Here is a 24,949-nt window from a genome sequence, read left to right on the forward strand (position 1 = left end):
CAACGATTTTATCTCTCCGCCATGACCGACCAACTGCACCTGCCGCTTGGCTGCACCTGCTTCAAATTGCGCAAGCTTACGCGCGCCATGTCGCGCCTGTACGACCAGCACCTGGCCACGGTCGGCCTGAAAAGCACCCAGTACGTGCTGCTCAATTTCGTCGCCGCCGAAGCGATGCCGGTGGCGCTGCTGGCCGAGCGCTTCGGCGCCGAGCGCACCACCATGACGCGCAATCTGAAGCCCCTGATCGAGGCCGGCTGGGTCACGCTCGAAGCGGGCGCCGACAGCCGCCAGCGCATCGTCACCATCAGCGCCGCCGGCCGCGCCAAAACGGCGCTGGCTTACGATGCCTGGCGCGCCGCCCAGGACGCCGTCGAGGCGCTGCTGGGCGCGGCCGGGGTGGCGGCGCTGCACCGCCAGATCGACAGCACCTATTTACAACTTTCCCATTTGACAGAGGACGTGCGCCATGCCGACCCAGACTGACATGACGCCACGCGCCGCCTGGCTGTTAATCCTTGCCTCCTCGGCAATTTTAATGATCACGATGGGGGCACGCCTGACGACGGGCTTGTTCATGTCGCCGATTAACACTTCGACGGGGCTGGGTATCGCCTCGATCAGCTTCGCGCTGGCGGTGGGCCAGTTCATGTGGGGCGCGGCGCAGCCGGTGTTCGGCGCGATTGCCGACAAATACGGTTCCGTCAAGGTGGTGGTGGCCGGCGCCCTGATGCTGGCGGCCGGCCTGGCGCTGACCCCGCTGGTGAGCGCGCAATGGGGCTTGCTGCTGACCATGGGCTTTCTCAGTGCCGCCGGCGCCGGCGCCGGCAGTTTTTCCATCCTGATCGGCGCCACCGCCCAGCGCCTGCCGGCCGCGCGCCGGCCGTTCGCCGCCGGCTTCATCAATGCCGGCGGCTCCTTCGGCCAGTTCGTGTTCGCCCCCCTGATGCAGGCGATCATCAGCAGCGCCGGCTGGATCGCCGCCATGCTGACCATGGCCGCCACCACCTTGCTCACCATTCCCCTGGCCTGGCAGTTGCGCGACCCGAAAGGCGAGGGCGCCGCCGCCCGCGCCGCCCACCTGGCTGCCACCACCGTCGCCAGCGCGCCCGATCCGCTGGCGCCGCCGCCGATGACCTTGCGCCGCCAGGTCGGCATCGCCCTGCGCGACCGCAGCTACCTGCTGCTGCACCTGGGCTTTTTCACCTGCGGCTTTCACATCGCCTTCCTGGTCACCCACCTGCCTGGCGAAGTGGCGCTGTGCAACCTGTCGGCCAGCGTGTCGGCCACGGCGCTGGGCCTGATCGGCTTGTTCAACATCGCCGGCAGCCTGACGGCGGGCTACCTGGCCACGCGCTACCGCATGAAGTCGCTGCTGGCGCTGATGTACGCCAGCCGCGCCGTCATCGTCGGCCTGTACCTGGTGGCGCCGAAAACCCCGCTGACCTTCTATGTGTTCGCCGCCGCGCTGGGCTTTACGTGGCTGGCCACGGTGCCGCCCACGGCCGGCCTGGTGGGCAAGCTGTTCGGCATGCGCTACCTGTCGACCCTGTTCGGCCTGACCCTGCTGTCGCACCAGGTGGGCGGCTTCCTGGGCGCCTGGCTGGGTGGCCTGTCCTTCGTCCATTTTGGCGACTACACCTGGATGTGGTACGCCGACATCGTGCTGGCGCTGGGCGCGGCCGTGCTCAATCTGCCCATCCGCGAGGCCCACGTGGCGCCACGCGGCACGCCGGCGACGGCCTGAGATGGCGCGCGACAGCTGGGCGTACCGGGAAGTGGCGGTCGAGTCGGTGGCCGATCCCCGCAGCGGCGTGCTGCGCCTGCGGCCGATGGCGGGACAGGCTTTCGCCCCCACGCTGCCGGTGCGGGCGGCGCGCGCGCTGACCGATGCGGCCGTGTATCCGGCCGGCAGCCGGTTTTTGCTCAACGCCAAGCTGACCGACCGCCTGGGCGGCCCGCAATTTCTGTACAGCTACCACGGCGACGCCGTGACAGTGCTCAGCGCCGCCGCCGCCCGCCGCTTCCTGCTGGCGTTCCGGCGCGGCCGCATTTAGTGCCTATCCCAGTAGTCTGGAGTCGCTGCTGCCGCGCCTGGCAAGCGGGGGCGGGCCGTCATGCATGACTTGCCTCGTCGTTGCATGGCTAGCCATGCTGCCTCCTCGCGCCTAGCCCGCGCTTGCCAGTCATCGCCTACGCGCATGTCGCCATCCGCTTCCCCCAGACTACCGGGATAGGCACTTAGTCGAGCGCGCGCTGGCGCGACGCCAGCAGCGCCCCCACCAGCAAAGCCAGCGCCGAATAGATCAATCCCCGTTGCAGCCCGCCGGGGCCGTCGGCAATCTTGCCGATCACTGCCGGTCCGATGATCTGGCCGAACGCGAACACGGTGGTAAAGGCGCTGATGCCGCCCGACCAGGCGTGCGCGGGCAGGTTGTGGCGCACCAGCGCGGTGGTCGAGGCCACCACCGACAGGAAGATGGCGCCGAACATCATCCCCGACAGGAACACCAGCGGCGGCCACGCGGTCAGCGCCGGCAAGATGGTGGCCAGCCCCAGCAGGGCGTTCAGGATGGCCATCGACTGGCCGCCCTTGAAGCGGTCGAGCATGCCGGCCCAGATGCGCGACGAGGCCATCACGGCCATCCCGAGGGCGGCGTAAAACCAGGTGATGGTGGCCGCGCCCATGCCTTGCTCTTTCAGCAGCGCGATCACGAAGGTCATGTAGGCGATGTAGCCGACGCCGAACATCAGGTAGCCGGCCAGGCCGAAGGCGAACGGGCCGATGCGGAACTGGCCATGCGCGCCCGGCGCGGCCGGCGCGCCGTCGATGCGCGCGGCCACCAGCGCCATGGCGACGGTGGCCGCCAGGCACAGCGCGCCCAGCGCCACCCACGCCCATTGCCACGGGTGGGCGGCGCCCGCGGCGCTGGCAAGCACGCGCGGCACCAGCAGGGCGGCGACGCTGATGCCGGCCCCCGTGCCCCCGTAATAGATGCCGATCAGCAGGCCGGCACGGTCCGGATGCAGCGCACCGAGGCGCGCCGCCAGCACCCCGCCGGCGATGAAGATGCAGGCGCTGGCGATGCCGGCCAGCACCCGCAGCAGCAGCAGCACGGTGGCGTCGACGACCAGCCCGGACAGCATCAACACCACGCCGGCCAGCAGCGCCCCGCCCACCAGCGGGGTTTGCGCGCGCCAGCGCCGCATCAGCGCCGGCATCGACAGGGCACCGATGAAGTAGCCGAGCGCGTTAGCGGTATTCATCGAGCCGGCCAGAAAATAACTCCAGTCCAGGTCGAGCCGCATGGGCGGCAGCAGCAGGGCATAGGAAAAGCGCGCCAGGCCCAGCGAAATGGCGGCGCCCAGCGCCAGCGCCAGCGCCACCAGGTAGGGCCGGCGTGCGGCCAGCGCGGCGCTGGCGGGCGGCTCGCCGGTGGCGGTTTTATAGGCTTGCGTCACTGCTCGCTCCCGTTTGCGCGTGCGCGCTTCATACCCATTGTGCCCGATGTTGGCCGGCTGCCTGGCAGGTCCGAATAATAGAAGCAAGGGGTTGACATTTCTTCCATGTTATTTGGGGGACTGCACTTGCCTGATGTGAGCAGCCGTGCGCGCAAACGGGGCGAAAGATGTGAAAATGGACACTCGCACTTCCCTCACTTTCCAAAGGACACACCATGGCATCTCGTAAAATCGCCGTTATCGTCGGCAGCCTGCGCAAGGAATCGTTCAATTGCAAGGTGGCCAGGACCCTGATGCTGCTGGCGGGGCCGGAGCTGGACATGGAAATTGTCGAGATCGGTAAGTTGCCGTTGTATAACGAGGACGACGATGCCAATCCACCGCCCGTCTACACCGAATTTCGCGATCGCATCAAGGGCTACGACGGCGTGCTGTTCGTCACGCCCGAGTACAACCGCTCGGTGCCGGGGTGCCTGAAAAACGCCATCGACGTCGGTTCGCGCCCGTACGGCCACAGCGCCTGGAGCGGCAAGCCGGCCGGCGTGGTGACGGTGTCGCCCGGCGCGGTGGGCGGCTTCGGCGCCAACCACCACTTGCGGCAGATGCTGGTGTTCTTGAACATGCCCGCCATGGCGCAGCCGGAAGCGTATATCGGCGGCGTCGGCAAGATGTTCGACGGCGACACCCTCAGCAACGACGCCACCCGGGCTTTCCTGCAAACCTTTATCGATGCCTACGCCGCCTGGGTCGAACGCCACGCCGACTGAAACCATGCCCCTGACCCTGGCCCGTATCGACCACATCGTCCTGCGCGTGATACAGCTTGACGTGATGTTGCATTTTTACTGTCAAGTGCTCGGCTGCCGTATCGAACGACGCCAGGACGACATCGGCCTGGTGCAACTGCGCGCCGGCGCCTCGCTGCTCGACCTGGTCCCCGTCGATGGCGTGCTGGGCCGACAGGGCGGGGCGGCGCCTGGCGCCGGGGGCAGAAACGTCGATCACATCTGCTTCCGGGTCGACAGTTTCGACGCCGGCGCCATCGCCGCCCACCTGGCCGCCGCCGGCATCGCGGCCGGCCCGGTGGCATCGCGCTACGGCGCCGAAGGACAAGGACCGTCCATGTACGTACAAGACCCCGAAGGCAATACCATCGAACTCAAGGGCCCGCCCAGTCCCCTGCAATGAGGCCGTCACCATGAACGCCGCGCCCGTGCCCGCCGCCGCCAACACCTTCGGCAAGCCGCCCGACGGCTGGCGCCGCCGTCTCTACAACATCATTTTCGAGGCCGACACCAAGGCCGGGCGCAGCTTCGACATCGTGCTGGTGGGGGTGATCGTGCTGAGCATCCTGGTGGTGGTGCTCGACAGTGTGCCGGGGCTGCACGGCCCCCACAAGAGCGCCATGAACGGCCTCGAATGGTTTTTCACCGTCCTGTTCAGCCTCGAGTACCTGGCCCGGCTCGCCTGCGTCAAGCGCCCCTGGCGCTATGCCACCAGTTTCTTTGGCATCATCGACCTGCTGTCCGTGCTGCCCACGTATTTTTCCCTGTTCGTGCCGGAAGCGTCGGCCCTGCTCGACATTCGCATCCTGCGCCTGCTGCGGGTGTTCCGCATTTTCAAGCTGACCCTGTACATCAACGAATACACCATGCTGGGCGCGGCGCTGCGCGCCAGCGGCCGCAAGATCCTGGTGTTCCTGTCGGTGGTACTGATGGCGGTGCTCATTCTCGGCACCGTCATGTACGTCGTCGAGGGGCCGCAGCACGGCTACACCAGCATCCCGGTGGCGATGTACTGGGCCACCGTCACCATGACCACCGTCGGCTACGGCGACATCACCCCGCAGACGGGGCTGGGCAAGCTGATCGCCTCGTTCATGATGCTGCTGGGCTGGGGCATCCTGGCCGTGCCCACCGGCATCGTGACGGCGGAAATGACCTCGCTGCGCTTTCGCCAGGCCGACCAGGCTGCCCGCCGTGAAGAGGCCCGCCGCTGCGGCGCCTGTGGCAGCGGCGGCCATGGCCTTGACGCGCATTTTTGCAAGGATTGTGGGGCGGAATTAACGGGGAAACAAACAAGTCGCGATGCCCCGCACGTTTGATTTATATCAAACGTCGGGGATGATGAAAGCCTAACCTTATTACTTGAGTCACCCACGAAAGCAGTAGCAAACCGGGGTGGCCATTCCAATGCCAAGCAAACTTCCCGGCCTTGCTGCCGTGGGCAAGCTATTGCGTGGCAGTTCGTTAGCTCATCCATAAATTCGCAAAGAGGACTAAAAATGTTTCCATTCTCCCAAGCTGTTACCCCTGCTGTCCGCACGCACCTGGACGCCCAGGTGTCCTTCATGAACGATCTGTCGAAATCGATGTTCAAATCGTTCCAGCAAATGTGCGACCTCAACATCCAGCTGGCGCAGACCATGCTGGAAGAAACCACGACGGCGGCCCAGCACATCTCCACCCACACCCGTCCTACCGAAGCGATTAGCGCCGCCAGCGCACGCGCCCAGCCCACCGCGGAAAAACTGCGTGCCTACCAGCAGCACCTGTCGCGCGTGGCGGCCGACGCCCAGGTCGAACTGGCCCGCGTCACCGAGCAGCACGTGCAGGAAACGAGCCGTACCGCCAAGGCCCTGGCCGACGAGGTGCAGCGCGTGGCCTCCGAAGAAACCGAGCGGGGCATGCGCAACCAGCAGGACGCCATGCGCAACTTCACCGACCCGTTCAAGGAAATCACCCAGCAGCGCGGTGACAGTGCCCGCGGCCAGAGCGACGGCGCCGATGGCAATGTCGGCACGGCCAGCAGCACCGGCAAGCAGCCGCCGACCACGCCTGCCAGCGCAGGGACGGGTCGCAGCGGCGGCGCTGCCGCCCACTAAAGCGGCGCCGCACTGAGGCGAGCAGGGGGGGGCGGGCACCACACGTGCCGGTCCCATTTACAAGCACCTGCGAGGGACTGGCGTTGGACGCCGGTCCTTGTCTCATGACATGGCTGACCAGCCTACCGGTCAGCCAGAGCGCGACGATTGCCTCCCCCGCGCCATCGCGCTCACGCGGCCAGCGTCCGCCCGCCAGGGGCAGCTTCGACCCTGTCCGCCGCCGCCCGCGGCCCCAGCCCGAACAGCGGCCGCAACACGCCCACCCGCCTGACGATCTCGAAAACCGCAAAGCTGCCGCACACGGTGAGCACCACCAGGATGGACCCTTCCGTCAGCGGCGCCAGTCGCACCGGTTTCAGGTAATGGGCCATCAGCACGATCAGGGTCTGGTGCACGATGTACACGGGGAACACCGCCTCGGCCAGGTAGCGCCGCCTGGCACTGTCGCCATTCAAGTGGCGATACGCAAAGCCGCAGGCCGCGACGATCGCCGTCCACTGTCCCAGCGCATACACGAGCCGCTGCACGGGCTGCAGCCAGGCCATGGTGGCGGCCGGGACCAGCTCATCGGGCAGCGAAAAATAGACCTTTAACATGGCCCACACCGCCAGCGCCAGGCCCAGCGCGACGAAGCGCTGGCGCGCCATCGATGCCCACACGGCGCCCTGGCGGGCCAGCAGCGCGCCCGTGAGGAAAATGCTGAGGTAGACGGCGTGATTGAACCAGTCGTCGAACAAGGCGTGGGTCACGGGGAAACGGTCGAGCAGGCCGAGGCGGATCGCCGCCAGCAGCGCGCTGGGCAGCACCAGCAGGCGCCACCCGCTGAGCAGGCGGCCGAACCCCGCCGACCAGCGCTCCCAGTGCTGGCCGCTGACGGCGAACAGCGCCGCCAGCAGCATGCTGTAGGCCCATAAATACACCACGAACCACAGGTGATTCCAGGTCGGCATCACCAGGTGGGTGCCGGGGCCCGTCACGAAGCGGCGGTCATTGTGCAGGTACAGGCCGAGGAAGTCGCCGTAGCTGCCGGTGTAGCCGAATTTTTCGATCACCTCGCAAAACGGCTGGGGCGGCACGATCACCAGCATGCCAAATACCAGCGGCAGCAGCAGGCGCCAGCTGCGCCGGCGCACAAAGCCGGCCGGCCCGGTGCTGCCCAGCATCAGCCGCGAGGCGACCCCCGCCACCAGGAACAGCAGCGCCAGCCGCCACGGCCCCGACAGCATCATCAAACCCTCGATGGCGTCGCTGGCGTACGGGCTCTTGACGTGCCAGTCCCACTTCACGTAATACATGCCGACGTGGTACAGGATCAGGACAAAGAATGCGACGATGCGCACCCAGTCAAGAAAATACAGGCGGCCGCCGGCGGACGGCGCGACGGTGTTGGAAGGGGCTGGCATGGCGCTGGACTCCATAAGAAGGATCGAGCAGCCAAGGTAGGGCCAGCGGCGCGCGCGCGCCAGCGCAATGGGGAGAACGGGGCGCAGGGCGGGGTGAAGCGGCGCGCTGACGCTACCCTGGCGCGCCCGGTCGCACGATCAGGCGAGCTCGTCGTCGCCGCCGGCCAGCCGCGCCAGCAGGGCGGCGCGGTACTGGCGGCTCAACGGCACCCGCGCGCCGCCGCGCAGCACCAGTTCGCCATCACCCTTGTCGCCGCTGACGACGTGCTCAATCCACGCCAGCTGCACGGCGGCGCGCCGGTGGCAGCGGACGAAGCGGGGGCCCAGGCCCGCCACCAGCGTCGCCAGCGCTTGCCGCAGCAGGGGCTGCGCGTCGGCGCAGTGCAGCACCACATAGTTGTCGGCCGTTTCGATCCAGCCGATCTGTTCGACCCGCACCACCCGCGTCACCCCCCGTTCGCTCACCAGCAACTGGCGCAGCGGCAGGCCATGCGGCGGCGCCGGCGCTGGCGTGGCCGCGCGCAGTTGCTGGCGCACCCGCCCCAGCGCGCGCTCGAGCCGCGCCAGGTCGTAGGGTTTCAACAGGTAGTCGATGGCGTTGGCGTCGAAGGCCGGCACGGCGTACTGGTCGTAGGCGGTGACGAACACCACCAGCGGCGCCGGCGCCGGCAGCGACGCCGCCACTTCCAGGCCGCTCGCCTCGGGCATCTCGATGTCGAGGAAGATCACATCGGGCCGCGCCAGCGCGCTCAGCGCCAGCGCCTCGACGCCATCGCGCGCCTCGTCGATGTGCAGCGCGGCGCCGTCGGCGCACTGGCCGAGCAGGCGGCGCAGCCTGGCGCGCGCCGGCTGTTCGTCGTCGACGATGAGAATGCGCATCAGGGCGGGCAGGGCAGCAGCAGGGTGGCGCGCACGCCGGCCGGCGCCAGTTGCTCGAGCGTCAGGCTGGCGCGCGCCCCGTGCAGCATCGCCAGGCGCGCGCGCAGATTGGCCAGGCCGATGCCGCTGCCCGCTGCGGGACCTGCCGCATTGGCCGCCGCCAGCACACCGGCATCGTCCTCGAGCACCACCCGCAGCACGCCCTCGCTGGCGTCGAGCGTGGCCGTCACGTCGATGCGGGTGAGGCCGCGGCGCCGCTCCACCGTGTGTTTGAAAATATTCTCCAGCAGCGGCTGCAAGCTCAGCACCGGCAGCGGGCAGGCCAGCGCGCGCGCGGCGATGGCGTCGGTGTTCCAGTTGATGCTGGCGCGTTCGCCGAAGCGGGCCAGCATCAACTGGCCGTAGCCGCGCAGCAGCCGCAGCTCGCTCGACAGGGGCGCCTCGTGCCGCTCGCCCGCCTCGAGCGTGGCGCGCAGCACGGCGGCCAGTTCGATCAGGGTGGCGTCGGCCTGCTCGACGTCGCTGTGCATCTGCGCCGCGATGGTGTTGAGGGCATTGAACAGGAAATGCGGCTGCATCTGCTGGGCCAGTCGGTGCAACTGGGCCTGGCGCAGCAGGACGTTGGCCTGTTCGGCGCGCAGCTTGGCCGCCAGCAGCTCACGGTAGGACAGCATGCCAAAGCGTACCGCCGTGAACAGGCCGATGAACACCGTCAGTTTGAGCGACTCGTAGAACAACAGTTCGGCGGGCGGGCGGTGCGAATATGCCTGGCCCATCTCCGCGTACACGGCGTGGCGGATGCCGAACACCAGTGGGGTAAACAACAGCCAGAAATACGGCAGCCACAAGGCCTGCTGGCCGAACCAGCGCCACGGCGTCGCCAGCAGCGCCTGCGAGCGCCGGGTCAGCCGCAATTGCAGCAGCATCAGGGCGGTCCCCACCAGCATCGACGAGCACTCCCACAACAGCGGCTGCCAGTACTGGCTGCCGGCCCCGCTGCGGGCGTAATCCTGCACGCTCACCGCCATCATCAATGTGGCGAACAGCAGCCAGGCCAGCACGAAGCCGAGCAGGGCGCGCCGGCTCCAGGCGGGCGCGCCCTGCTCGCTGTCCTCAGTCGTCATCGTCGTCGGCGCCGACGGCGTCCTTGATCTTTTTCGCCCGCTCGGCGTCGAGCCCGGCGCGCATGGCGCCCACCTCGCCCATGAACGCGTCGACGCTGTGATCGCGCGCGATGCGGGTGGCCGGCGGCAGAATCACCGACATGTACAGTTCGTCGCCGGCGCGCCCGCTGCGCTGCTCGTTGCCGATCACCGTCAGGCCCGAGCCGAGCAGGCCCAGCAGAGCGCATACGATGGCGAAATGGCGGACGCTGTTCGGCTTGACCGTCACCAGGTGGTAGAACAGCATCAGCGCGCTGATCGCCACCGCCACGTGGGCGCCGTAGCGGGTGATCGCTTCGAACGACAGGCTGAACGCCACCAGCGACGAGAGCAGCTTGTAGGCGGTGATGGCGGCCACGCCGCAGCCGAACACGAACAGGTGGCGGCCCAGGCGCGCATGGCGGCCGAACAGGCGGTTGGCGAAGGCCCAGCCGCCGCACCAGACCAGGGCGGCGCCGATGCCGTAGGCGAGCGCCTGCAGGTAGCGGATCAGCTGGAATGGCTGGGTGTCGCTGAGCCAGACCGTCAACAGCGAGGTCAGGCCGATCAGCAGCAAGCCGACCAGGCCGGGCAGGCCGCCTTCCCAGCTGTGGCGGGTGCGGTCGATCTGCTCGGGCGGCACGGGAAAATCGGCGCCGCGCACGCGCAAGCTGGTGTGACCCAGCCGCACCACGGTGTCGCCCGTCAGGGTCAGCGCGACACAGCGCTTGCCGCGATGGATCACGCCATTGGTGCTGCCCAGGTCGCGCAGCACCAGGGCGCCGCCGGCGTCGCGTTCAATGATGGCGTGGCGCGGCGCGCAGTGGGCGTCGTCGACGATGACGTCGTTGTCGTAGCCGCGGCCCAGCCGGATCGGCGTCGTCGCCACCTGCTGGCGCTGCAGCACGTCGCCGTTTCTGGCCAGCGTCTCGACGAAATACGGCGCGTTCATGGCGCTCCCGCGCGGTAGTGCGTGCGCGGGCGCTGGCTGGGCGTGCGCCTGCATGGTGTGCTCATCGTTCATCGCTTGCCGGCGCGGCCGAGCGCCTCCAGGAAGGCGCGCGTGCTGCGCATGCCGTTTTCGAACGACACGCCGGTCACGTCGATGCGGCTTTGCAGGCTGGCGCGGGCGTCGTCGACGCTGGCGGTGAGCAGGGTGAAGTTGTACAGACCGGGGAATTTGCGGTAGGCGCGCACGCAGGTGACGGCGCGCAGCGGCAGGCTGCGGGTGCGGACGAACTGCTCGGTGCAGCGCGGCCCCGTCAGGCGGGGATCCTTGCTGCGCCCCAGCTTATCGACCTTGAACAGGGTGCTGGCCAGCACCGCGAAGCGCAACTTGTCGAGCGAGCTCGAATGCACATACTGGTGGCTCATCGACACCTGGCCCGTCTGCTGCGAATCGGAGACGAATATCGCCGACTCCATCTGGCAGCTGATGGTGTCGGCCGTAAAACTCGCTTCCGCCTTGACGTTCGAACTGCCCCAGCAGCGCACCTGCTCGGACTCGCGCACCGGCACCTGGTAGGGGCCCATGGCCTTGAGCGACAGCGGCTGCTCGAGCAGCGTGTCGATCATGGCCTTCTGGTGCGCCAGCAGCTGCTGGCCGATCAGCGGATTGAAATCCTTCGGCACGCTCCGTTGCGCCGCCACCGTCTTTAACAGTTCTTGCGCGTAGCGGGCCGGCACCAGGAAGCTGACCAACTCGCCGTCGCGCCGCTTCGACACGTTCACGCCGGCCACAGCGCCCGTGCCGGTGATGCTGGGGCCACCGCTCATGCCGGCGTTGATCGGCCCCGTAAACATCAGCTGGTCGTAAAAGCTGCGGGTGATCACGCCGTTGTAGGCGCCCTCGGAAATGGCGAAGCCCAGGTCAAGTGGATTGCCCAGCGAGTACAGGTACTGGCCCTGGCTGAGCCTGGCAAGCTTGTCGGGGATGGTAAAAAAGCCCGTGCCGGTGCGGTTCACGCGCACCACCGCCAGGTCGTGCAGCACGTCCACCGCCAGCAGTTCGACGGGGCCCCGCTTGCCGTCGGTGCCGACGTATTCGGCCGTGTAGACATCCGGGTCGAGCGCCATTTGCGACACCACGTGGTAATTGGTCAGCACCAGGTCGCTGGTGCCGACCATGAAGCCCGAGCCCACCGTCGACTGGCTGCGGCCGTTTTTGAGCAGCATGCGAATTTGCAGCAGGTCGCCCCGGGCCTTCGAATACAGGTTTTGCGCGGCCGAGGAGGGCGGCGGCAGGGCCGCCGTGTTGTCCACTTCGGGCGGCGCTTGCGGGGTGGCGGCGGGCGCACTGCCGGGCGCTTGCAACTGGCCCGGCGGCGGCGCGGCCACCTGCGCCGCGGCCGGCGCGGCCGCCGGCGCGGCCGCCGGCATGGCGGACGCACCGCCGGGGCAGCACAGCGCGCCGCACAGGGCGGCACTGACACTAATCTGTTGGAAATTCATGCAACCCCAGCGCAAACACGACAAGCCGGACAAGCCAGGCAAACAAGACAAAGTGGACACATTGCTTGCAGCTTAACGTATTTTTGTCGCCATGGGCAGGGCGCCCGGCCTGGCTGTCGCCTACAGTTCGCCGTCCTGGGCGACCGTTTCGGCCAGCGGGGTCATCAGATGGCCCAGCTTGGCCGCCTTGGTGTCGAGGTAGCCCGTATTGAAGGCATTCCGGTTCACCAGCAGCGGCACGCGCTCCGTCACGGCGATGCCGACCTGCTCGAGGGCGGCGATCTTGCGCGGATTGTTGGTCATCAGGCGCACGCGCTCGATGCCGAACTGCGCCAGCATCGGCTGGCACAGGGCGTAGTTGCGCGCATCCGCGTGAAAGCCCAGCTGCAGATTGGCTTCGACGGTATCGGCGCCCGCTTCCTGCAGGCGATAGGCGCGGATTTTATTGACCAGGCCTATGCCCCGACCTTCCTGGCGCAGGTACAGCAGCACGCCGCGGCCTTCCTCGGCGATCTTGCGCAGCGCGCCCTCGAGCTGGGCGCCACAATCGCAGCGCTGCGAAAACAGCACGTCGCCGGTCAGGCACTCCGAATGCACGCGCGCCAGCACCGGCTCGCCATCGTCGACCGCGCCCAGCACCATGGCCAGGTGCTCCTTGCCGGTGGCATGCTCAATAAAAGCATGCAGGGTAAATTGCGCCCATGGCGTTGGCAGGGCGCAGGAGGTGACGTAATCCATTAAATTGGCAGGTGCGGCGACGGTCATTGCGGATCTCTGAATCTGTTTCTGTAGGCGCAAGTGTAGCGGAAATCGCCGTCGTCCGTGGCCGAGCGGCCGGCCCTGGCGGGGATTAATGAAAGTTCAACGGCGCGGTGGCGCGGTTTTGTTCATATCAACAACATTAAGAACAATTCCAATGGACATCAGCCTAAAATGTTGGCGTACATCAACAAATCCGGGGTAACATAAGCATCACCCTGATCATTTCGGCAAGCAGATGACCCAAACAATGCCCGTTGCCTTGCTGTTCTTTCGCGTTCTCGCCGACCGCAGCGGTCGCCCCGCCGCCCTGCTGCTCGATGGCGGCGCGGGCGCGCTCGCCACGCTGGCCGAACTGACGACGGCCGACCATTTCGTCGCGCTGTCGGAGACCATGCCGTGCCTGTTCCGCGCCGGGATGGCGGGCGAGGCGCTGGCCGCCGCGCTGCAGGCGCGCCGCTGGCGGGCGCTGGCGCCGGGCACCCTGTGCCGGGTCGACGAGCGCCTGGTCGCCGAATTTTTGCCGGCCGGCGCCGCCTGGATCGATGGCAACTGGTGCATGGCGCCGCCGCCGAAATCGACCGGCGCGCAGGCCGCCTCGCGCGTGACGGCCCTGCAGATGGTGCAACTGGTGGCGGTCGACGCCGACACCCATGAAATCGAAGCGCTGCTGCGGCGCGACCCGACCCTGTCGTATAACCTGCTGCGGCTGGTCAATTCGCTGGGGGTGGGGGGCGGGCGCCGCATCACCAGCTTTTCGCAGGCGCTGCTGCTGCTGGGCCGCCAGCAATTGCGGCGCTGGCTCAACCTGATGCTGTTTGCCGCCCGCCAGGGCGACATGCGCTCGAACATGCTGCTGGCGCGGGTGGCCATGCGGGCGCGGGCGCTGGAACTGCTGGCGCGCGCGCGCGGCCTGGACAAGACCAACCAGGAGCAGGCTTTCATGGCCGGCATGTTCTCGCTGCTGGGCGTGTTGTTCGGCATGCCGCTGGCCGAAGTGCTGGCGCCGCTGACGCTGGGCGAAGCGGTGCACGCGGCCCTGCTGCGCCGCGAAGGCGAACTGGGGGTCCTGCTCACGCTCTATGAAATGGTGGAGATGGGCGACTTCGACGGCGCCGCCGCCCGCCTTGACGGCTTGCAGATCGCCCCCGCCGACTGCAACGATGCGATGGTCGATGCCGCCTTGTGGATGCAGGGCGCACTGCGCGAAACCCAGGCCACCCATGGCTGACAGGCAGCTCGAGCGTTGTCTGCGCCTGGCGCGCACGGCGCGTGCGCTGGCCCGGCAGGTCGGCGCGCTGGTCGACACCGCCGACGGCGACGACGCCCACCTCGACGACAGCGCCGGCCGCCTGGGCGCCACCCTGGCCGAACTGGAAGCGGCGCTGGCGCTGGCCTGCGCCGCCACGCCGCCCGCGGCCGTCGTTGAGCCGGCCGGCCTGTCGCTCGACCTGGCCGGCTACCTGACCGGCTGGAACGACGCCGCCGTCGCCCTGTTCGGCTACACGCGCGCCGAGGCGATCGGGCAGCACGCGTTCTTCCTCGACGCCGACGAGGCCGACGAGGCCGACCTGACGGACCTGCTGCTGGGGCACGGCGAAGCGGTGGTCAATGTCCTGCGGCGCACCAAGGGCGGCGCCACCATCCGCGTCGCCATGCGCGTGACCGCCATCGCCGACGAGGGCGGCGAGGTGGCCGGCATGCTGGTGACGATGACGCCGGTGCTACCCGCGTCCGCGCTGGCGCCGGCGCCAGCAGGCGCCGACCCCTGCCGCCAGCTGGTGTTGAGCGACTCCGACAAGATCCGCCTGCACGCGCGCATCATCGAAGACAGCGACCAGGGTGTGCTGATCGCCGACGCCGACGAACGGATCGTCTCCTCGAACGCCGCCTTCACCCGCATCACCGGTTACAGCGCCGCTGAACTGATCGGCAAGACTCCCGAGATGCTCCGTTCGGGCGTGCACGACGCCGCGTTCGGCGCGCGCGTGCGCGCCGCCATCCACGGCGAGGGCAGCTGGCGCGGCGAAATCGTCGGCAAGCGCAAGAACGGCGAGCTGTTTCCCCAGTCGGTGAGCATCAGCGTGGTGCGCGATGGTGACGGCGCCATCACCCACACGTTTTCGTTTTTTTCCGATATCAGCGTGCACAAGGACGCCGAAGCGCGCATGCAGCGCATGGCCAACTACGACAGCCTGACGGGGCTGCCCAACCGCAGCCTGTTCAACCACCTGGTCGACCAGATGCTCAGCGAGGCGCGCCGCGCCACCGAGTACGGCGCCGTGCTGGTGGTGGAAATCGACCGCATCGCCGCCGTCACCGACTCGCTCGGCCATGCGGTGGGCGACCAGGTGCTGGCCGAGGCGGGGCGGCGCCTGCGCGCGGTGCTGCGCGACGCCGATATCCTGGCGCGCCTGGACGGCGCCAAGTTCGGCATCGCGCTGCCGTTCATCGAAAAGCGCGAGCACGCCGGCCTGGTGGCGCAAAAGCTGCTGCAGGCGCTGGCCGCGCCGATCGATGTCGGCGGCCAGCGGGTGCGGGTGGGCGCCCACATCGGCATCGCCGTCTACATCGAGGACAGCACCGACACCGCCTCGCTGATGCGCTACGCCGAGGTGGCGGTGGCCAAGGTCGACCTGAACGGCGCCGAGCGCTTCCTGTTTTACAGCGAAGAGATGGACCAGCGCGCTAAGGACCGCATCCGGCTGGAAAACGAGCTGCGCGCGGGACTGGCCAGCGGCCAGCTCGAGCTGCACTACCAGCCCAAGGTGAGCCTGCGCAGCGGCCGCATCGTCGGTGCCGAAGCCCTGATTCGCTGGCGCCACCCGGAGCGCGGCATGGTGCGCCCGGACGAATTCATTCCACTGGCCGAAGAGACGGGGCTGATCCTGGAAATCGGCGAGTGGGTGCTCGACGAGGCCTGCCGCCAGATCCGCGCCTGGCGCGACGCCGGCCTGGCCATGCCGCCGGTGGCAGTGAACCTGTCGGCACGCCAGTTCGACCGCAAGCTGCCCGCCTTCGTCCAGCAGGTGCTCGAGCGCCACGGCGTGCAGCCCGAGCAGATCATGCTGGAAATTACCGAGAGCCTGCTGGTGGGCGGCGCCGACAATGTAATCGCCATCATGAACGAGCTCGTGGCGATGGGCCTGGCGCTGGCGCTCGACGATTTCGGCACTGGCTATTCGAGCCTGGCCTACCTGAAAAAATTCCCCATCAGCACTCTGAAAATCGACCGCTCCTTCGTGATCGGCCTGCCGTACGAGGAAAACGACTGCGCCATCGCGCGCGCGATCGTCACCATGGCCCAGCAGTTGCGCCAGGAAATCGTCGCCGAAGGGGTGGAAACGCCCGAGCAGATGCAGTTTTTACGGGAGCTGGGCTGTGACCAGCTGCAGGGCTGGCTGTTCAGTCCAGCGGTGCCGGCGGCCGATTTCGCCGCCATGCTGGGCGACGGCGCGCGGCTCGAACTGGCGCGCCAGCCGTGATGGCTGACGCTGGGGCGCTCTAGCGCCGCAGCGGGTCGAGCAGGGACCGCAAATCGTTGTGATCGAGCTCATACATGATCGCCAGCAGCTCGCCCAATTCCCCTTTGGGCATGCCCTGGCTGGCGAACCAGCCCAGGTAGTGGCCGGGCAAATCGGCAATCTTGCGCCCCTTGTATTTACCGTACGGCATTTCTCGGGTCAGCAGCAGTTGCAAATGTTCGGGTTTCATGCGCGCCACTCTACCATCCCGCGCTAGAATAGTCGGTGGAGGACTCCCGTATGAACAACCATTTTGATCTCGAACGTTTCGTTCAGGCGCAAGATCCCGTCTACGCCAGCGTGCTCGCAGAGCTCGAGTCGGGCCACAAGCGCACGCACTGGATGTGGTTTATCTTTCCCCAGATTGCCGGCCTCGGCAGTAGCGCCATGGCGCGCAAGTACGCCATCGCCTCGACCGACGAAGCGGCCGCCTACCTGGCCCACCCCGTGCTGGGCAAGCGCCTGCGCGAGTGCGGTGCGCTGGTGCTGGCGCTGCACGGCAAGGATATCGGCACCATTTTCGCCAGTCCCGACGACCGTAAATTCCATTCCTCGATGACGCTGTTTTCCGAAGTGGCGCCCGACGAGGCGGTGTTTCAGGACTGCATCAACGAATTTTTTGACGGCTTGTCGGACGAAGCCACGCTCGACCGGCTGTAGGGGAAGGGCGCAGCGGCAGCAAGCGGACGGTGCGGGGTGGCAACATGCGTATAATCGCTGGCTTGTCCGACCCTACATTGCATGGAAAATTTCCCCTATGGCTTCAACTCCCGATAACATCAGCATGGCGGTGTTCTGCGATTTCGAAAACGTCGCCCTGGGCGTCCGCGACGCCAACTACGAAAAATTCGACATCAAACCGGTGCTCGAGCGCCTGCTGCTCAAGGGCAGCATCGTCGTCAAAAAAGCCTATTGTGACTGGGAGCGCTACAAGGGCTTCAAGGCGACCATGCACGAAGCGAACTTCGAGCTCATTGAAATTCCCCACGTGCGCCAGTCGGGCAAGAACTCGGCCGACATCCGCCTGGTCGTCGATGCCCTCGATCTGTGCTACACCAAGTCGCACGTGAACACCTTCGTGATCATTTCGGGCGACTCCGATTTCTCTCCGCTGGTGTCGAAACTGCGCGAAAACAACAAGCAGGTGATCGGCGTGGGCGTCAAGCAGTCGACCTCGGACCTGCTGGTGGCCAACTGCGACGAATTCATTTTCTACGACGACCTCGTCCGTGAAGTCAAACGCGCCGCCGCCAAGCGCGACGAGCGCAAGTCGCAGCCGGCGCAGGTGTCGTCGTCCGGTTCGGGCCGCCGCGCCCCCGACGACAAGAACGACAAGCGCAAGGAAGAACTCGAATCGCGCAAGGCCCAGGCGATCGACATGGTGGTCGAAATGTTCGACGCCCTCGTCTCCGAGCGTGGCGACAGCGGCAAGATCTGGGCATCGCTGCTCAAGGACACGCTCAAGCGCCGCCGTCCTGAATTTAACGAAACGTATTTCGGCTTTCGCACCTTCGGCAACCTGCTCGAAGAAGCGCAGGCGCGCGGCATGCTCGAATTTGGCCGCGATGAAAAATCCGGCGCCTACGTCTACCGCAGCGCCGCCGGCCAGGCCGTGCGCAGCGCCGACGCCCGCGTCGAACTCGAAGCGGACAACGACATCGATGGCGAGCAGGTCGACCTGAACGGCGGCGGCACTGCCAACGACAGCGATGCCATTTCGCCGGAAATGGCCGCCTTGCTGCATCCGACCGCGCCGCTCGACAGCACCGATGCCGTGGAAGCAGCCGCACCGGTGACGGCGGGCGATACGGCGCGCCGTCCGGCCCGCCCTGAGCCGGCCCGTGGCCGTGGTCGCGGCCGTGGCCGCACCGATTTCCGCGCGCCCGTCTCGCCGCAAGCGCAGACGGACGAGGCCCCGTTCGAGGCGGCCGAGGCAGCTGTGAGCGCGGCGCCCGTGGCGGTGGCCGAGGTGCTCGACGATGCCGTGACCGAGGTGGTGGCCGATTCGGTAGCCGATTCGGTAGCCGATGCAGTGTCCCGTGAAGCGGCCTATGAAGCGGCCGAGCAGGCCGCCGATGAGGCTGCCGAGCACGCTGCCGGTCAGACCATCGACCCGGCCTCGGCGCACAGCGACTCGGCCGAATGGAACGAGGATTCGCCGTTCCCGCCACCGGCTGCGGAAAAGCGCCGCAACGCGCGCGCGCCGGCACGCAAGGGGGCCGCCAGCAAGGGCGCCACCGGCAAGCCAGGCGCCAGCAAGCCAGGCACCAGCAAGGGCGCCACCAGCAAGCCAGGCACGAGCAAGCCAGGCACGAGCAAGGGACGCGGCGCGTCCGCGCCAAAGCAGCAGGACGACAACATCGGCAATGTGGCCGCGTCGGCCGAGCGCTTGCAGGTCGATGGCAACATCGACCCGGCGCCAGTTGCCGCCACCCCCGCCCGCAAGGCGCCCGCGCGCAGCCGTCGTCCGGCCAAGCCGAAGGCCGACCAGTAAGAACCTATCCCGGTAGGTAGGAGGAAGCGGATTGCGACGCATGGCAGCCGAGGGCAAGGCGCGAGGATGACGCATGGCGAGCCATGCGAAGACGAGCAACGCCGCCATCGGTTGCCAGGCACGCAAGCAGCGACTCCAACCTACCAGGATAGGTTCTAAGCGCCAGCGTCGTCTCTCTTGCCGCCTGGCAGGGGGGCGACGTGCCGGCGAAATCGGCGCACACTGGGGGCGTCCAGCCAATCGCGCTGTCGCCACCTTTCGAAGGAGCGCGCCGTGCCGCAATCTGTTCGCCCCGCTTCGCCGCGCCCGCTGGCGCTGTTTGCGCTCGCGCTCGCCGCTGCCCTGGTATTGCCGGGGCACGCCGCCGACCGGGCCGATACGCCCGCCCCGAACCATCCCCTGATCGGCGTCTGGCGCCTGAGCCTCGACGCTGGCCGCTGCGCCGAAACTTACCGGTTTCGGCAGGACGGCAGCAGCCTCGTCACCAGTGCCGGCGAAGTCTCCGAAAGTGCCTATGCGATCGGCGCCAAGCCCAGCGCACGCGGCTTTTACAAGCTGGAAGACCGCATCGTGCGCGACAACGGCAAGCCCGATTGTTCCGGCGAAGTCATGCGGGTGGGCGCTCGCACCACCAACTACCTGCAGTTTCATCCGGGCGGCGACATGTTCCTGATGTGCGCCTCCGAGACGCTCGATGTGTGCATCGGGCCGTTCGAGCGCATCCGCGGCGAAAAAATATAGGCGGGCGCCAGCGCGGCCCGGCGGCGCCAGTGCCGCCACCGGGGCAGTTCAGTGTATATTGCTGCCGACCACTTTAATACCAGCCTCCCATGTCGCCAGTTCTCCTGTTTTGCATCCTGCTCGCCTATTTCGCCTTGCTGCTGGGGGTCGCCTGGGCCACCTCCCGCAACGCCACCAATGACAGTTTTTTTATCGGCAACAAGTCGAGCAACTGGATGCTGGTGGCCTTTGGCATGGTCGGCACCACCCTGTCGGGCGCCACCTTCATCAGCGTGCCCGGCGCCGTCGGCCGCGACGGCTTCGGCTATGGGCAGATCCTGATCGGCTACGTGCTCGGCTACATTGCCGTCGTCGCCATCCTGCTGCCCCTGTACTACCGGCTCAAACTGACCTCGATCTACAGCTACCTCGACCTGCGCCTGGGCCGCCGCGCCTACCAGAGCGGGGCCGGCTTCTTTATCCTGTCGCGCCTGCTGGGCGCCACCGCGCGCCTGTACCTCGTGGTCAACATCCTGCAAGTGATCATTCTCGACCGCCTGGGCGTGCCGTTCTGGCTGACCACCCTGGTGATTCTCGGCATGATCCTCGTCTACACCTACCAGGGCGGGGTCAAGACCATCGTCTGGACCGACACGCTGCAAACGACCTGCATGCTGATCGGCCTGGTGGCCTGCGTCGGCTTCCTGCTGCACCAGCTCGACCTGAGCGTGGGCCAGTCGCTGGTGCAGATGGATGCGCGCGGCCTGTCGCGGGTGTTCACGGCCAGCCCGGACAGCCCCAGCTTCTGGCTCAAGCAAATCGTCGCCGGCATGTTTATCGTCATCACCATGACGGGCCTGGACCAGGAGATGATGCAGAAAACCATCTCCGTCAAGACCCTGGCCGACTCCCAAAAAAATCTCCTCGCACTCACCGTGGTGCTCACCGTCGTGCTGTCGCTGTTCCTGTTCCTGGGCGGCTTGCTGCACCTGTACGCGCCGCTGGTGGGGGTGACGGCCACGGGCGACCAGTTGTTCCCCGCCATCGTCACCGGCCACTTGCCGCCGACGGTGCAGGTGATTTTCCTGATTGCCCTCGTGTCGGCCCTGTTCCCCAGCGCCGACGGCGCCATTACGGCGCTGACCTCGAGCACCTGCATCGATCTGCTGGGCCTGCAGCGCGCCGACAGCGCCTGCGGCGCACTGGGCGAGGCGGCCAAGGTGCGCCTGCGCAAGGCCATCCACCTAGGCTACGCCGGCCTGTTCCTGCTGCTGGTGCTGGTGTTCAAGGCCATCGACAGCCCCAGCATGATCGGCGTGATCCTCAAGCTGGCCGCCTACACCTACGGACCGTTGCTGGGTCTGTTCGCTTTCGGGCTGCTCACGCGCCGCAGCGTGGCCGACCGGCTGGTGCCTGTCGTCGCCATCGGCGCGCCGATTCTGTGCGCTGTGCTTGAGTTTAATCAAGCGCACGTGTTCGCCAGTTACCGGTTCGGCCTTGAACTCCTGATACTCAACGGTATATTCGTGTTTGCGGGTTTGTGGATGATTTCTCGCCCGCAACAGGTGACGCGGCTGGCCACGGCGGCGTAGCCGCCACCGGCACTTTGTCGTACAGTGATAAGTAATGGTCGCTGCGTGCGCAGCGTCCTTCGTGCTTTATTTAATATTTAACCTTGCCGGTGGAGAACCGATGTCCTTCAAACCCCTGTCAGCCCTGCGCCGTGGTTTCGGCTTGTTCTGGCGCACCCTCGACGCCACCCGGCGCACATTTTTCAACCTGCTGTTCCTGCTGATCCTGGTCGTGCTGGTGATGGCGCTCTTTAGCGGCGGCATCAAGCCGCTGACACCGAAGACGGCGCTGGTGATCAACCTCAAGGGCGCCATCGTCGAGCAGTCCAGCGGCAGCGTGCAGGACACCTTGCTGGCCAACGTCAACGGCGAATCGCGCCGCCAGGTGCAGTTGCGCGACATCCTCACCGTGCTCGACGCGGCCGCCACCGACAAGGGCGTGGGCAGCGTGGTGCTGATGCTGGAAGACCTCGATGCGGCCGGCATGGCCCAGCTCAATGACATCGGCGCCGCCATCGACCGCGTCAAGGCTGCCGGCAAGCCCGTCGTCGCCTGGGCCGGCAACTACGACCAGCGCCAGTACCTGCTGGCCTCGCACGCCACCGAGGTCTACCTGCACCCGATGGGCATGGTCAACGTCAAGGGTTTCGGCCGCTACCGCAATTACTACCGCGACGCCCTCGACAAGGTGGGCGTGACCGTCAACCTGATGAAGGTGGGCACCTACAAGAGTTTTGCCGAGCCCTACATCGGCAACGGCCCGTCCGACGCCGCCGCCGAAGCCGAAGCGGTGCTCTACAACGCCTTGTGGCAGGGCTACACGGCGTCGGTCGAGAAAAGCCGCAAGCTGCCCGCGGGCGCCATCAACGGCATGATCGACCAGTTGCCCCAGTTGATGGAGGCTGCCGGCGGTGATGGCGCCAAGGTCATGCTGCAAGCGAAACTGGTCGACGGCCTGACAACCCGCGACGAACTGCGCGCCATGATGATCAAGCGGGGCGAGTACGACAGCGACGGCAAGAGCTTCCGCCAGATCGGTTTCGACGATTACCTGGGCCGCCACCGGCCGAAAGTGTTCGGCGACGCCGTCGGCGTGGTCGTCGCTTCCGGTGAAATCACCGACGGCAGCGCCGGTCCCGGCGCCATCGGCGGCAACTCGACCTCGAACCAGATCCGCCGCGCCCGCGAGGACGATCAGATCAAGGCGGTGGTGCTGCGCGTCGATTCGCCCGGCGGCAGTGCGTTCGCCTCCGAGCTGATCCGGCGCGAACTGGAACTCACGCGGGCCGCCGGCAAGCCCGTGATCGTCTCGATGGGCAATGTCGCCGCCTCGGGCGGCTACTGGATTGCCATGGCGGCCGATGAAGTCATCGCCGACCCGGCCACCATCACCGGCTCGATCGGCGTGTTCGCCATCCTGCCCACGGCCGAGAAAGTGGTCGACAAGCTCGGCGTGCACACGGCCGGCACCACCACCACCTGGCTGGCCGACGCCTACAATCCCCTGCGTCCGCTCGACCCCCGCTTCCGCCAGCTGGTGCAGAGCAGCATCAACCATATTTACAGCGAGTTCACCACCCGCGCCGCCAGCGCCCGCAAGACCACGCCGGCGAAAATCGACGCCGTCGGCCAGGGCCGGGTGTGGACGGGCGCCCAGGCGCGTGAGCGGGGCCTGGTCGACCGCCTGGGCAGCTACGAAGACGCCCTGAAGGCGGCCGCCGCGCGCGCGAAGTTGCCGGCCGACTATCGGGTCGCCTACATCGAACGGGAAAGCAACCGCGTCGAACGCTTCTTGAACATGTTCGGCGCCTCGGCCTCGCAGGCCCTGACGATCCAGCTCAAACTGGGCATGCTGCCCACCGGCCTGCCCGCGTCGAGCGTGAAGGAAGTGGCCCGGGACATGGCATGGTTGTCGGAGCTCAATAGCGGCAAAGAGCCGTTTGCCGCCATCACCCACTGCCTGTGCAGCATGCCGTGACGGCGCCCGCGCAGGTTTTTATGTAGCGGTTTTGTAACACCATGTACGAACAGCCCGGCAACACCGCCTCCCTCGGGAGGCGGTGTTTTTTTTCATGCTTGTTAAACATCAATTCATGCCACATGACACGCTTTTGTACAGACATCTGTACGTTGTGAAACATAGTGAATGGGTCTGCCATGTTACAGTTTGCTGTGTATTTGTTACCATTTTGACCAAGGAAAAGCATGCAGCAGCCGCCCGTCGACAAAACCGTCCTCCCGAATTCTCCCCGTAGTGGCCGCAGCAAGCTGATCGGGACGATTGTCGCCATCGCCGCCATGATCGGGCTGGGCTGGCTGGCCTGGCACCTGACCCATCCCGCCGCCGACCCCGGCGCCGCGGGCGCGGGCGGCGCACGCGCCGGGCAGGGCGGTGGTGGTGGCGGGCCCGGCGGTGGCCGGCGCGGCGGCGCGCCCGCCACCACGGTGGGCGTGGCCACGGCCGAGACGATGGATATTCCCGTCGTCATCGATGCCCTCGGCACCGTCACCGCGGCGGCCACCGCCACCGTGCGTCCCCAAGTGTCGGGCGTGCTGCAAAAAATCCATTTCAGCGAAGGCCAGCTGGTCAAGGCCGGCCAGGTGCTCGCCACCATCGATCCGCGCGCCTTCGAGATGGCGCTGCTGCAGTCGAGCGGCCAGCGCCAGCGCGATGAAGCGCAGCTCGACAGCGCGCGCCTGACGCTGTCGCGTTACCGCACCCTGCTCGACCAGGATTCGATCGCGCGCCAGGACGTCGACACCCAGGCCGCCCTCGTCAAGCAGCTCGAGGGCACCGTCATGACCGACAAGGCGGCCGAAGGCGTGGCCCGGCTGAACCTGAGCTACACCCAGGTCAAGGCGCCCATCGCCGGCCGCGTGGGCCTGCGCGTGGTCGACATGGGCAACCTGGTGGGCAGCGCGGACGCCGCCGGCATCGCCGTCATCACCCAGCTCGCGCCCATCGACGTCGAGTTTGCGATCGCCCAGGACCAGGTGCCGGCGGTGCAGGAGCGCATCGTCGAAAGCACCGCGCTGCCGGCGCTGGCCTTCGACCGTACCCGCACGAAGCAGCTTGCGAGCGGCCGCTTCAACGCCCTCGACAACCAGGTCGACACCCAGACCGGCACCGTCAAGGCCAAGGCCCGCTTCGTCAACACCGACATGAAGCTGTTCCCCAGCCAGTTCGTCAACCTGCGCCTGGAAGTGCGCAACATCAAGGGCGCCGTGGTGGTGCCCGTCACCAGCTTGCGCCATGGCGCCAGCGGCGACTTCGTCTACGTCCTCAACGCCGACAAGACGGTGTCGGTGCGCGCCGTCACGCGCGGCCAGGCCACCGTCGACAAGGTGCAGGTCGCCAGCGGCCTGAAAGCGGGCGAACAGGTCATCACCGAGGGCGCCGACCGCCTCAAGGATGGCGCCAGGGTAACCTTGCCGGGCGACCGTCCGGCCGCCGGCGCGGGCGGCGCACGGCGCGGCAACCGGGCCGCCGCCGCGGCGGAGGGCGCCAGCGCGCCGGCTGCCACGCCAGCCAGCCCGGCCACCCCGGCCACCCCGGCCACCCCGGCCGCCCCGGCCGACGGCCAGCGCCGCCAGCGCCCCGCCGCCAGCACCGCCCCATGATCGTTCTACTTGAAAACCGGGGCGTGGCCCCGGTGGAGT

General features: G+C 67.3%; 23 protein-coding genes. 15 read left to right on the forward strand and 8 right to left on the reverse strand.

Annotation, left to right across the window (positions count from 1 at the left end; genetic code table 11):
• Positions 1-21: 21 nt before the first annotated feature.
• Genes ACP7EY_RS04545 through ACP7EY_RS04555 form a run of 3 tightly spaced genes read left to right on the forward strand, consistent with a single transcriptional unit; the run spans position 22 to position 2,057 of the window.
• Complete coding sequence (locus ACP7EY_RS04545) at positions 22-486, forward strand: MarR family winged helix-turn-helix transcriptional regulator (RefSeq protein WP_426190917.1); 465 nt, start codon at positions 22-24, stop codon at positions 484-486.
• A complete protein-coding gene (locus ACP7EY_RS04550) occupies positions 470-1,747 on the forward strand; it encodes an MFS transporter (protein ID WP_426190919.1) in 1,278 nt (425 codons plus the stop codon). The genes ACP7EY_RS04545 and ACP7EY_RS04550 overlap by 17 nt, the downstream gene beginning before the upstream one ends.
• A gap of 1 nt (position 1,748) precedes the next feature.
• Positions 1,749-2,057: a hypothetical protein gene (locus ACP7EY_RS04555; RefSeq protein ID WP_426190921.1), complete on the forward strand. Its 309-nt coding sequence runs from the start codon at positions 1,749-1,751 to the stop codon at positions 2,055-2,057.
• Between the two features lie 184 nt (positions 2,058-2,241).
• Here ACP7EY_RS04555 and ACP7EY_RS04560 read toward each other — a convergent pair whose 3' ends face one another.
• Entirely contained in the window at positions 2,242-3,462 is a 1,221-nt protein-coding gene (locus ACP7EY_RS04560; protein WP_426190923.1) for a YbfB/YjiJ family MFS transporter, read from the reverse strand.
• Positions 3,463-3,677: 215 nt separating this feature from the next.
• Between ACP7EY_RS04560 and ACP7EY_RS04565 the strand changes: the two genes are divergently transcribed.
• The 4 genes from ACP7EY_RS04565 (at position 3,678) to ACP7EY_RS04580 (ending at position 6,346) form a co-directional block, all read left to right on the forward strand.
• The gene (locus ACP7EY_RS04565) at positions 3,678-4,229 is read left to right on the forward strand and encodes an NADPH-dependent FMN reductase (protein WP_426190925.1); all 552 of its coding nucleotides are present in this window, start codon (positions 3,678-3,680) and stop codon (positions 4,227-4,229) included.
• A 4-nt stretch (positions 4,230-4,233) separates the two neighbouring features.
• Complete coding sequence (locus ACP7EY_RS04570) at positions 4,234-4,650, forward strand: VOC family protein (protein WP_426190927.1); 417 nt, start codon at positions 4,234-4,236, stop codon at positions 4,648-4,650.
• 10 nt (positions 4,651-4,660) lie between these two features.
• The gene (locus tag ACP7EY_RS04575; protein WP_426190929.1) at positions 4,661-5,566 is read left to right on the forward strand and encodes an ion transporter; all 906 of its coding nucleotides are present in this window, start codon (positions 4,661-4,663) and stop codon (positions 5,564-5,566) included.
• Positions 5,567-5,746: 180 nt separating this feature from the next.
• Positions 5,747-6,346 carry a phasin family protein gene (locus tag ACP7EY_RS04580; protein ID WP_426190931.1) on the forward strand — a complete coding sequence of 200 codons (600 nt, stop codon included), beginning with the start codon at positions 5,747-5,749 and terminating at the stop codon, positions 6,344-6,346.
• Between the two features lie 170 nt (positions 6,347-6,516).
• On the opposite strand, the gene ACP7EY_RS04585 is transcribed toward ACP7EY_RS04580, so the two are convergent.
• The 6 genes from ACP7EY_RS04585 to ribA all read right to left on the reverse strand — a co-directional run bounded on the left by ACP7EY_RS04585 (position 6,517) and on the right by ribA (position 12,986).
• On the reverse strand, positions 6,517-7,749 hold the full coding sequence (locus ACP7EY_RS04585; RefSeq protein ID WP_426190933.1) for an acyltransferase family protein: 1,233 nt from the start codon (positions 7,747-7,749) through the stop codon (positions 6,517-6,519).
• A gap of 138 nt (positions 7,750-7,887) precedes the next feature.
• Positions 7,888-8,628, reverse strand: a complete 741-nt coding sequence (locus tag ACP7EY_RS04590) for a LytR/AlgR family response regulator transcription factor (protein WP_426190935.1) — start codon at positions 8,626-8,628, stop codon at positions 7,888-7,890.
• A complete protein-coding gene (locus ACP7EY_RS04595; RefSeq protein WP_426190937.1) occupies positions 8,628-9,752 on the reverse strand; it encodes a sensor histidine kinase in 1,125 nt (374 codons plus the stop codon). Before ACP7EY_RS04595 ends, ACP7EY_RS04590 begins: the two co-directional genes overlap by 1 nt.
• Positions 9,742-10,794: an FHA domain-containing protein gene (locus ACP7EY_RS04600; protein WP_426190939.1), complete on the reverse strand. Its 1,053-nt coding sequence runs from the start codon at positions 10,792-10,794 to the stop codon at positions 9,742-9,744. Before ACP7EY_RS04600 ends, ACP7EY_RS04595 begins: the two co-directional genes overlap by 11 nt.
• Complete coding sequence (locus ACP7EY_RS04605; RefSeq protein ID WP_426190941.1) at positions 10,791-12,221, reverse strand: S1 family peptidase; 1,431 nt, start codon at positions 12,219-12,221, stop codon at positions 10,791-10,793. The genes ACP7EY_RS04600 and ACP7EY_RS04605 overlap by 4 nt, the downstream gene beginning before the upstream one ends.
• Before the next feature lie 120 nt (positions 12,222-12,341).
• Positions 12,342-12,986, reverse strand: coding sequence for a GTP cyclohydrolase II (gene ribA, locus ACP7EY_RS04610; RefSeq protein ID WP_426190943.1), 645 nt, complete (start codon positions 12,984-12,986; stop codon positions 12,342-12,344).
• Between the two features lie 232 nt (positions 12,987-13,218).
• Here ribA and ACP7EY_RS04615 point away from each other — a divergent pair, with 232 nt between their 5' ends.
• On the forward strand, positions 13,219-14,211 hold the full coding sequence (locus ACP7EY_RS04615; RefSeq protein WP_426190945.1) for an EAL and HDOD domain-containing protein: 993 nt from the start codon (positions 13,219-13,221) through the stop codon (positions 14,209-14,211).
• On the forward strand, positions 14,204-16,465 hold the full coding sequence (locus ACP7EY_RS04620) for a putative bifunctional diguanylate cyclase/phosphodiesterase (protein ID WP_426190947.1): 2,262 nt from the start codon (positions 14,204-14,206) through the stop codon (positions 16,463-16,465). The genes ACP7EY_RS04615 and ACP7EY_RS04620 overlap by 8 nt, the downstream gene beginning before the upstream one ends.
• Before the next feature lie 19 nt (positions 16,466-16,484).
• Here ACP7EY_RS04620 and ACP7EY_RS04625 read toward each other — a convergent pair whose 3' ends face one another.
• Positions 16,485-16,694 carry a DUF3820 family protein gene (locus tag ACP7EY_RS04625; protein ID WP_426190949.1) on the reverse strand — a complete coding sequence of 70 codons (210 nt, stop codon included), beginning with the start codon at positions 16,692-16,694 and terminating at the stop codon, positions 16,485-16,487.
• 50 nt (positions 16,695-16,744) lie between these two features.
• Here ACP7EY_RS04625 and ACP7EY_RS04630 point away from each other — a divergent pair, with 50 nt between their 5' ends.
• From ACP7EY_RS04630 to ACP7EY_RS04655, 6 genes are all read left to right on the forward strand, one after another.
• Complete coding sequence (locus ACP7EY_RS04630) at positions 16,745-17,164, forward strand: DUF1810 domain-containing protein (protein ID WP_426190951.1); 420 nt, start codon at positions 16,745-16,747, stop codon at positions 17,162-17,164.
• A gap of 97 nt (positions 17,165-17,261) precedes the next feature.
• Positions 17,262-18,998, forward strand: coding sequence for an NYN domain-containing protein (locus ACP7EY_RS04635; protein WP_426190953.1), 1,737 nt, complete (start codon positions 17,262-17,264; stop codon positions 18,996-18,998).
• 273 nt (positions 18,999-19,271) lie between these two features.
• Positions 19,272-19,739 (forward strand): hypothetical protein, encoded by a 468-nt coding sequence (locus tag ACP7EY_RS04640; protein WP_426190955.1) that lies wholly within the window; start codon positions 19,272-19,274, stop codon positions 19,737-19,739.
• Positions 19,740-19,828: 89 nt separating this feature from the next.
• A complete protein-coding gene (locus tag ACP7EY_RS04645) occupies positions 19,829-21,310 on the forward strand; it encodes a sodium:solute symporter (protein ID WP_426190957.1) in 1,482 nt (493 codons plus the stop codon).
• Positions 21,311-21,410: 100 nt separating this feature from the next.
• Positions 21,411-23,267: a signal peptide peptidase SppA gene (gene sppA / locus ACP7EY_RS04650; RefSeq protein ID WP_426190959.1), complete on the forward strand. Its 1,857-nt coding sequence runs from the start codon at positions 21,411-21,413 to the stop codon at positions 23,265-23,267.
• A 227-nt stretch (positions 23,268-23,494) separates the two neighbouring features.
• A complete protein-coding gene (locus ACP7EY_RS04655; RefSeq protein WP_426190961.1) occupies positions 23,495-24,910 on the forward strand; it encodes an efflux RND transporter periplasmic adaptor subunit in 1,416 nt (471 codons plus the stop codon).
• Positions 24,911-24,949 lie beyond the last annotated feature (39 nt).

The sequence above is a fragment of the Massilia sp. DWR3-1-1 genome (assembly GCF_049898325.1).
Classification (GTDB): Bacteria; Pseudomonadota; Gammaproteobacteria; order Burkholderiales; family Burkholderiaceae_D; genus JAFCUW01.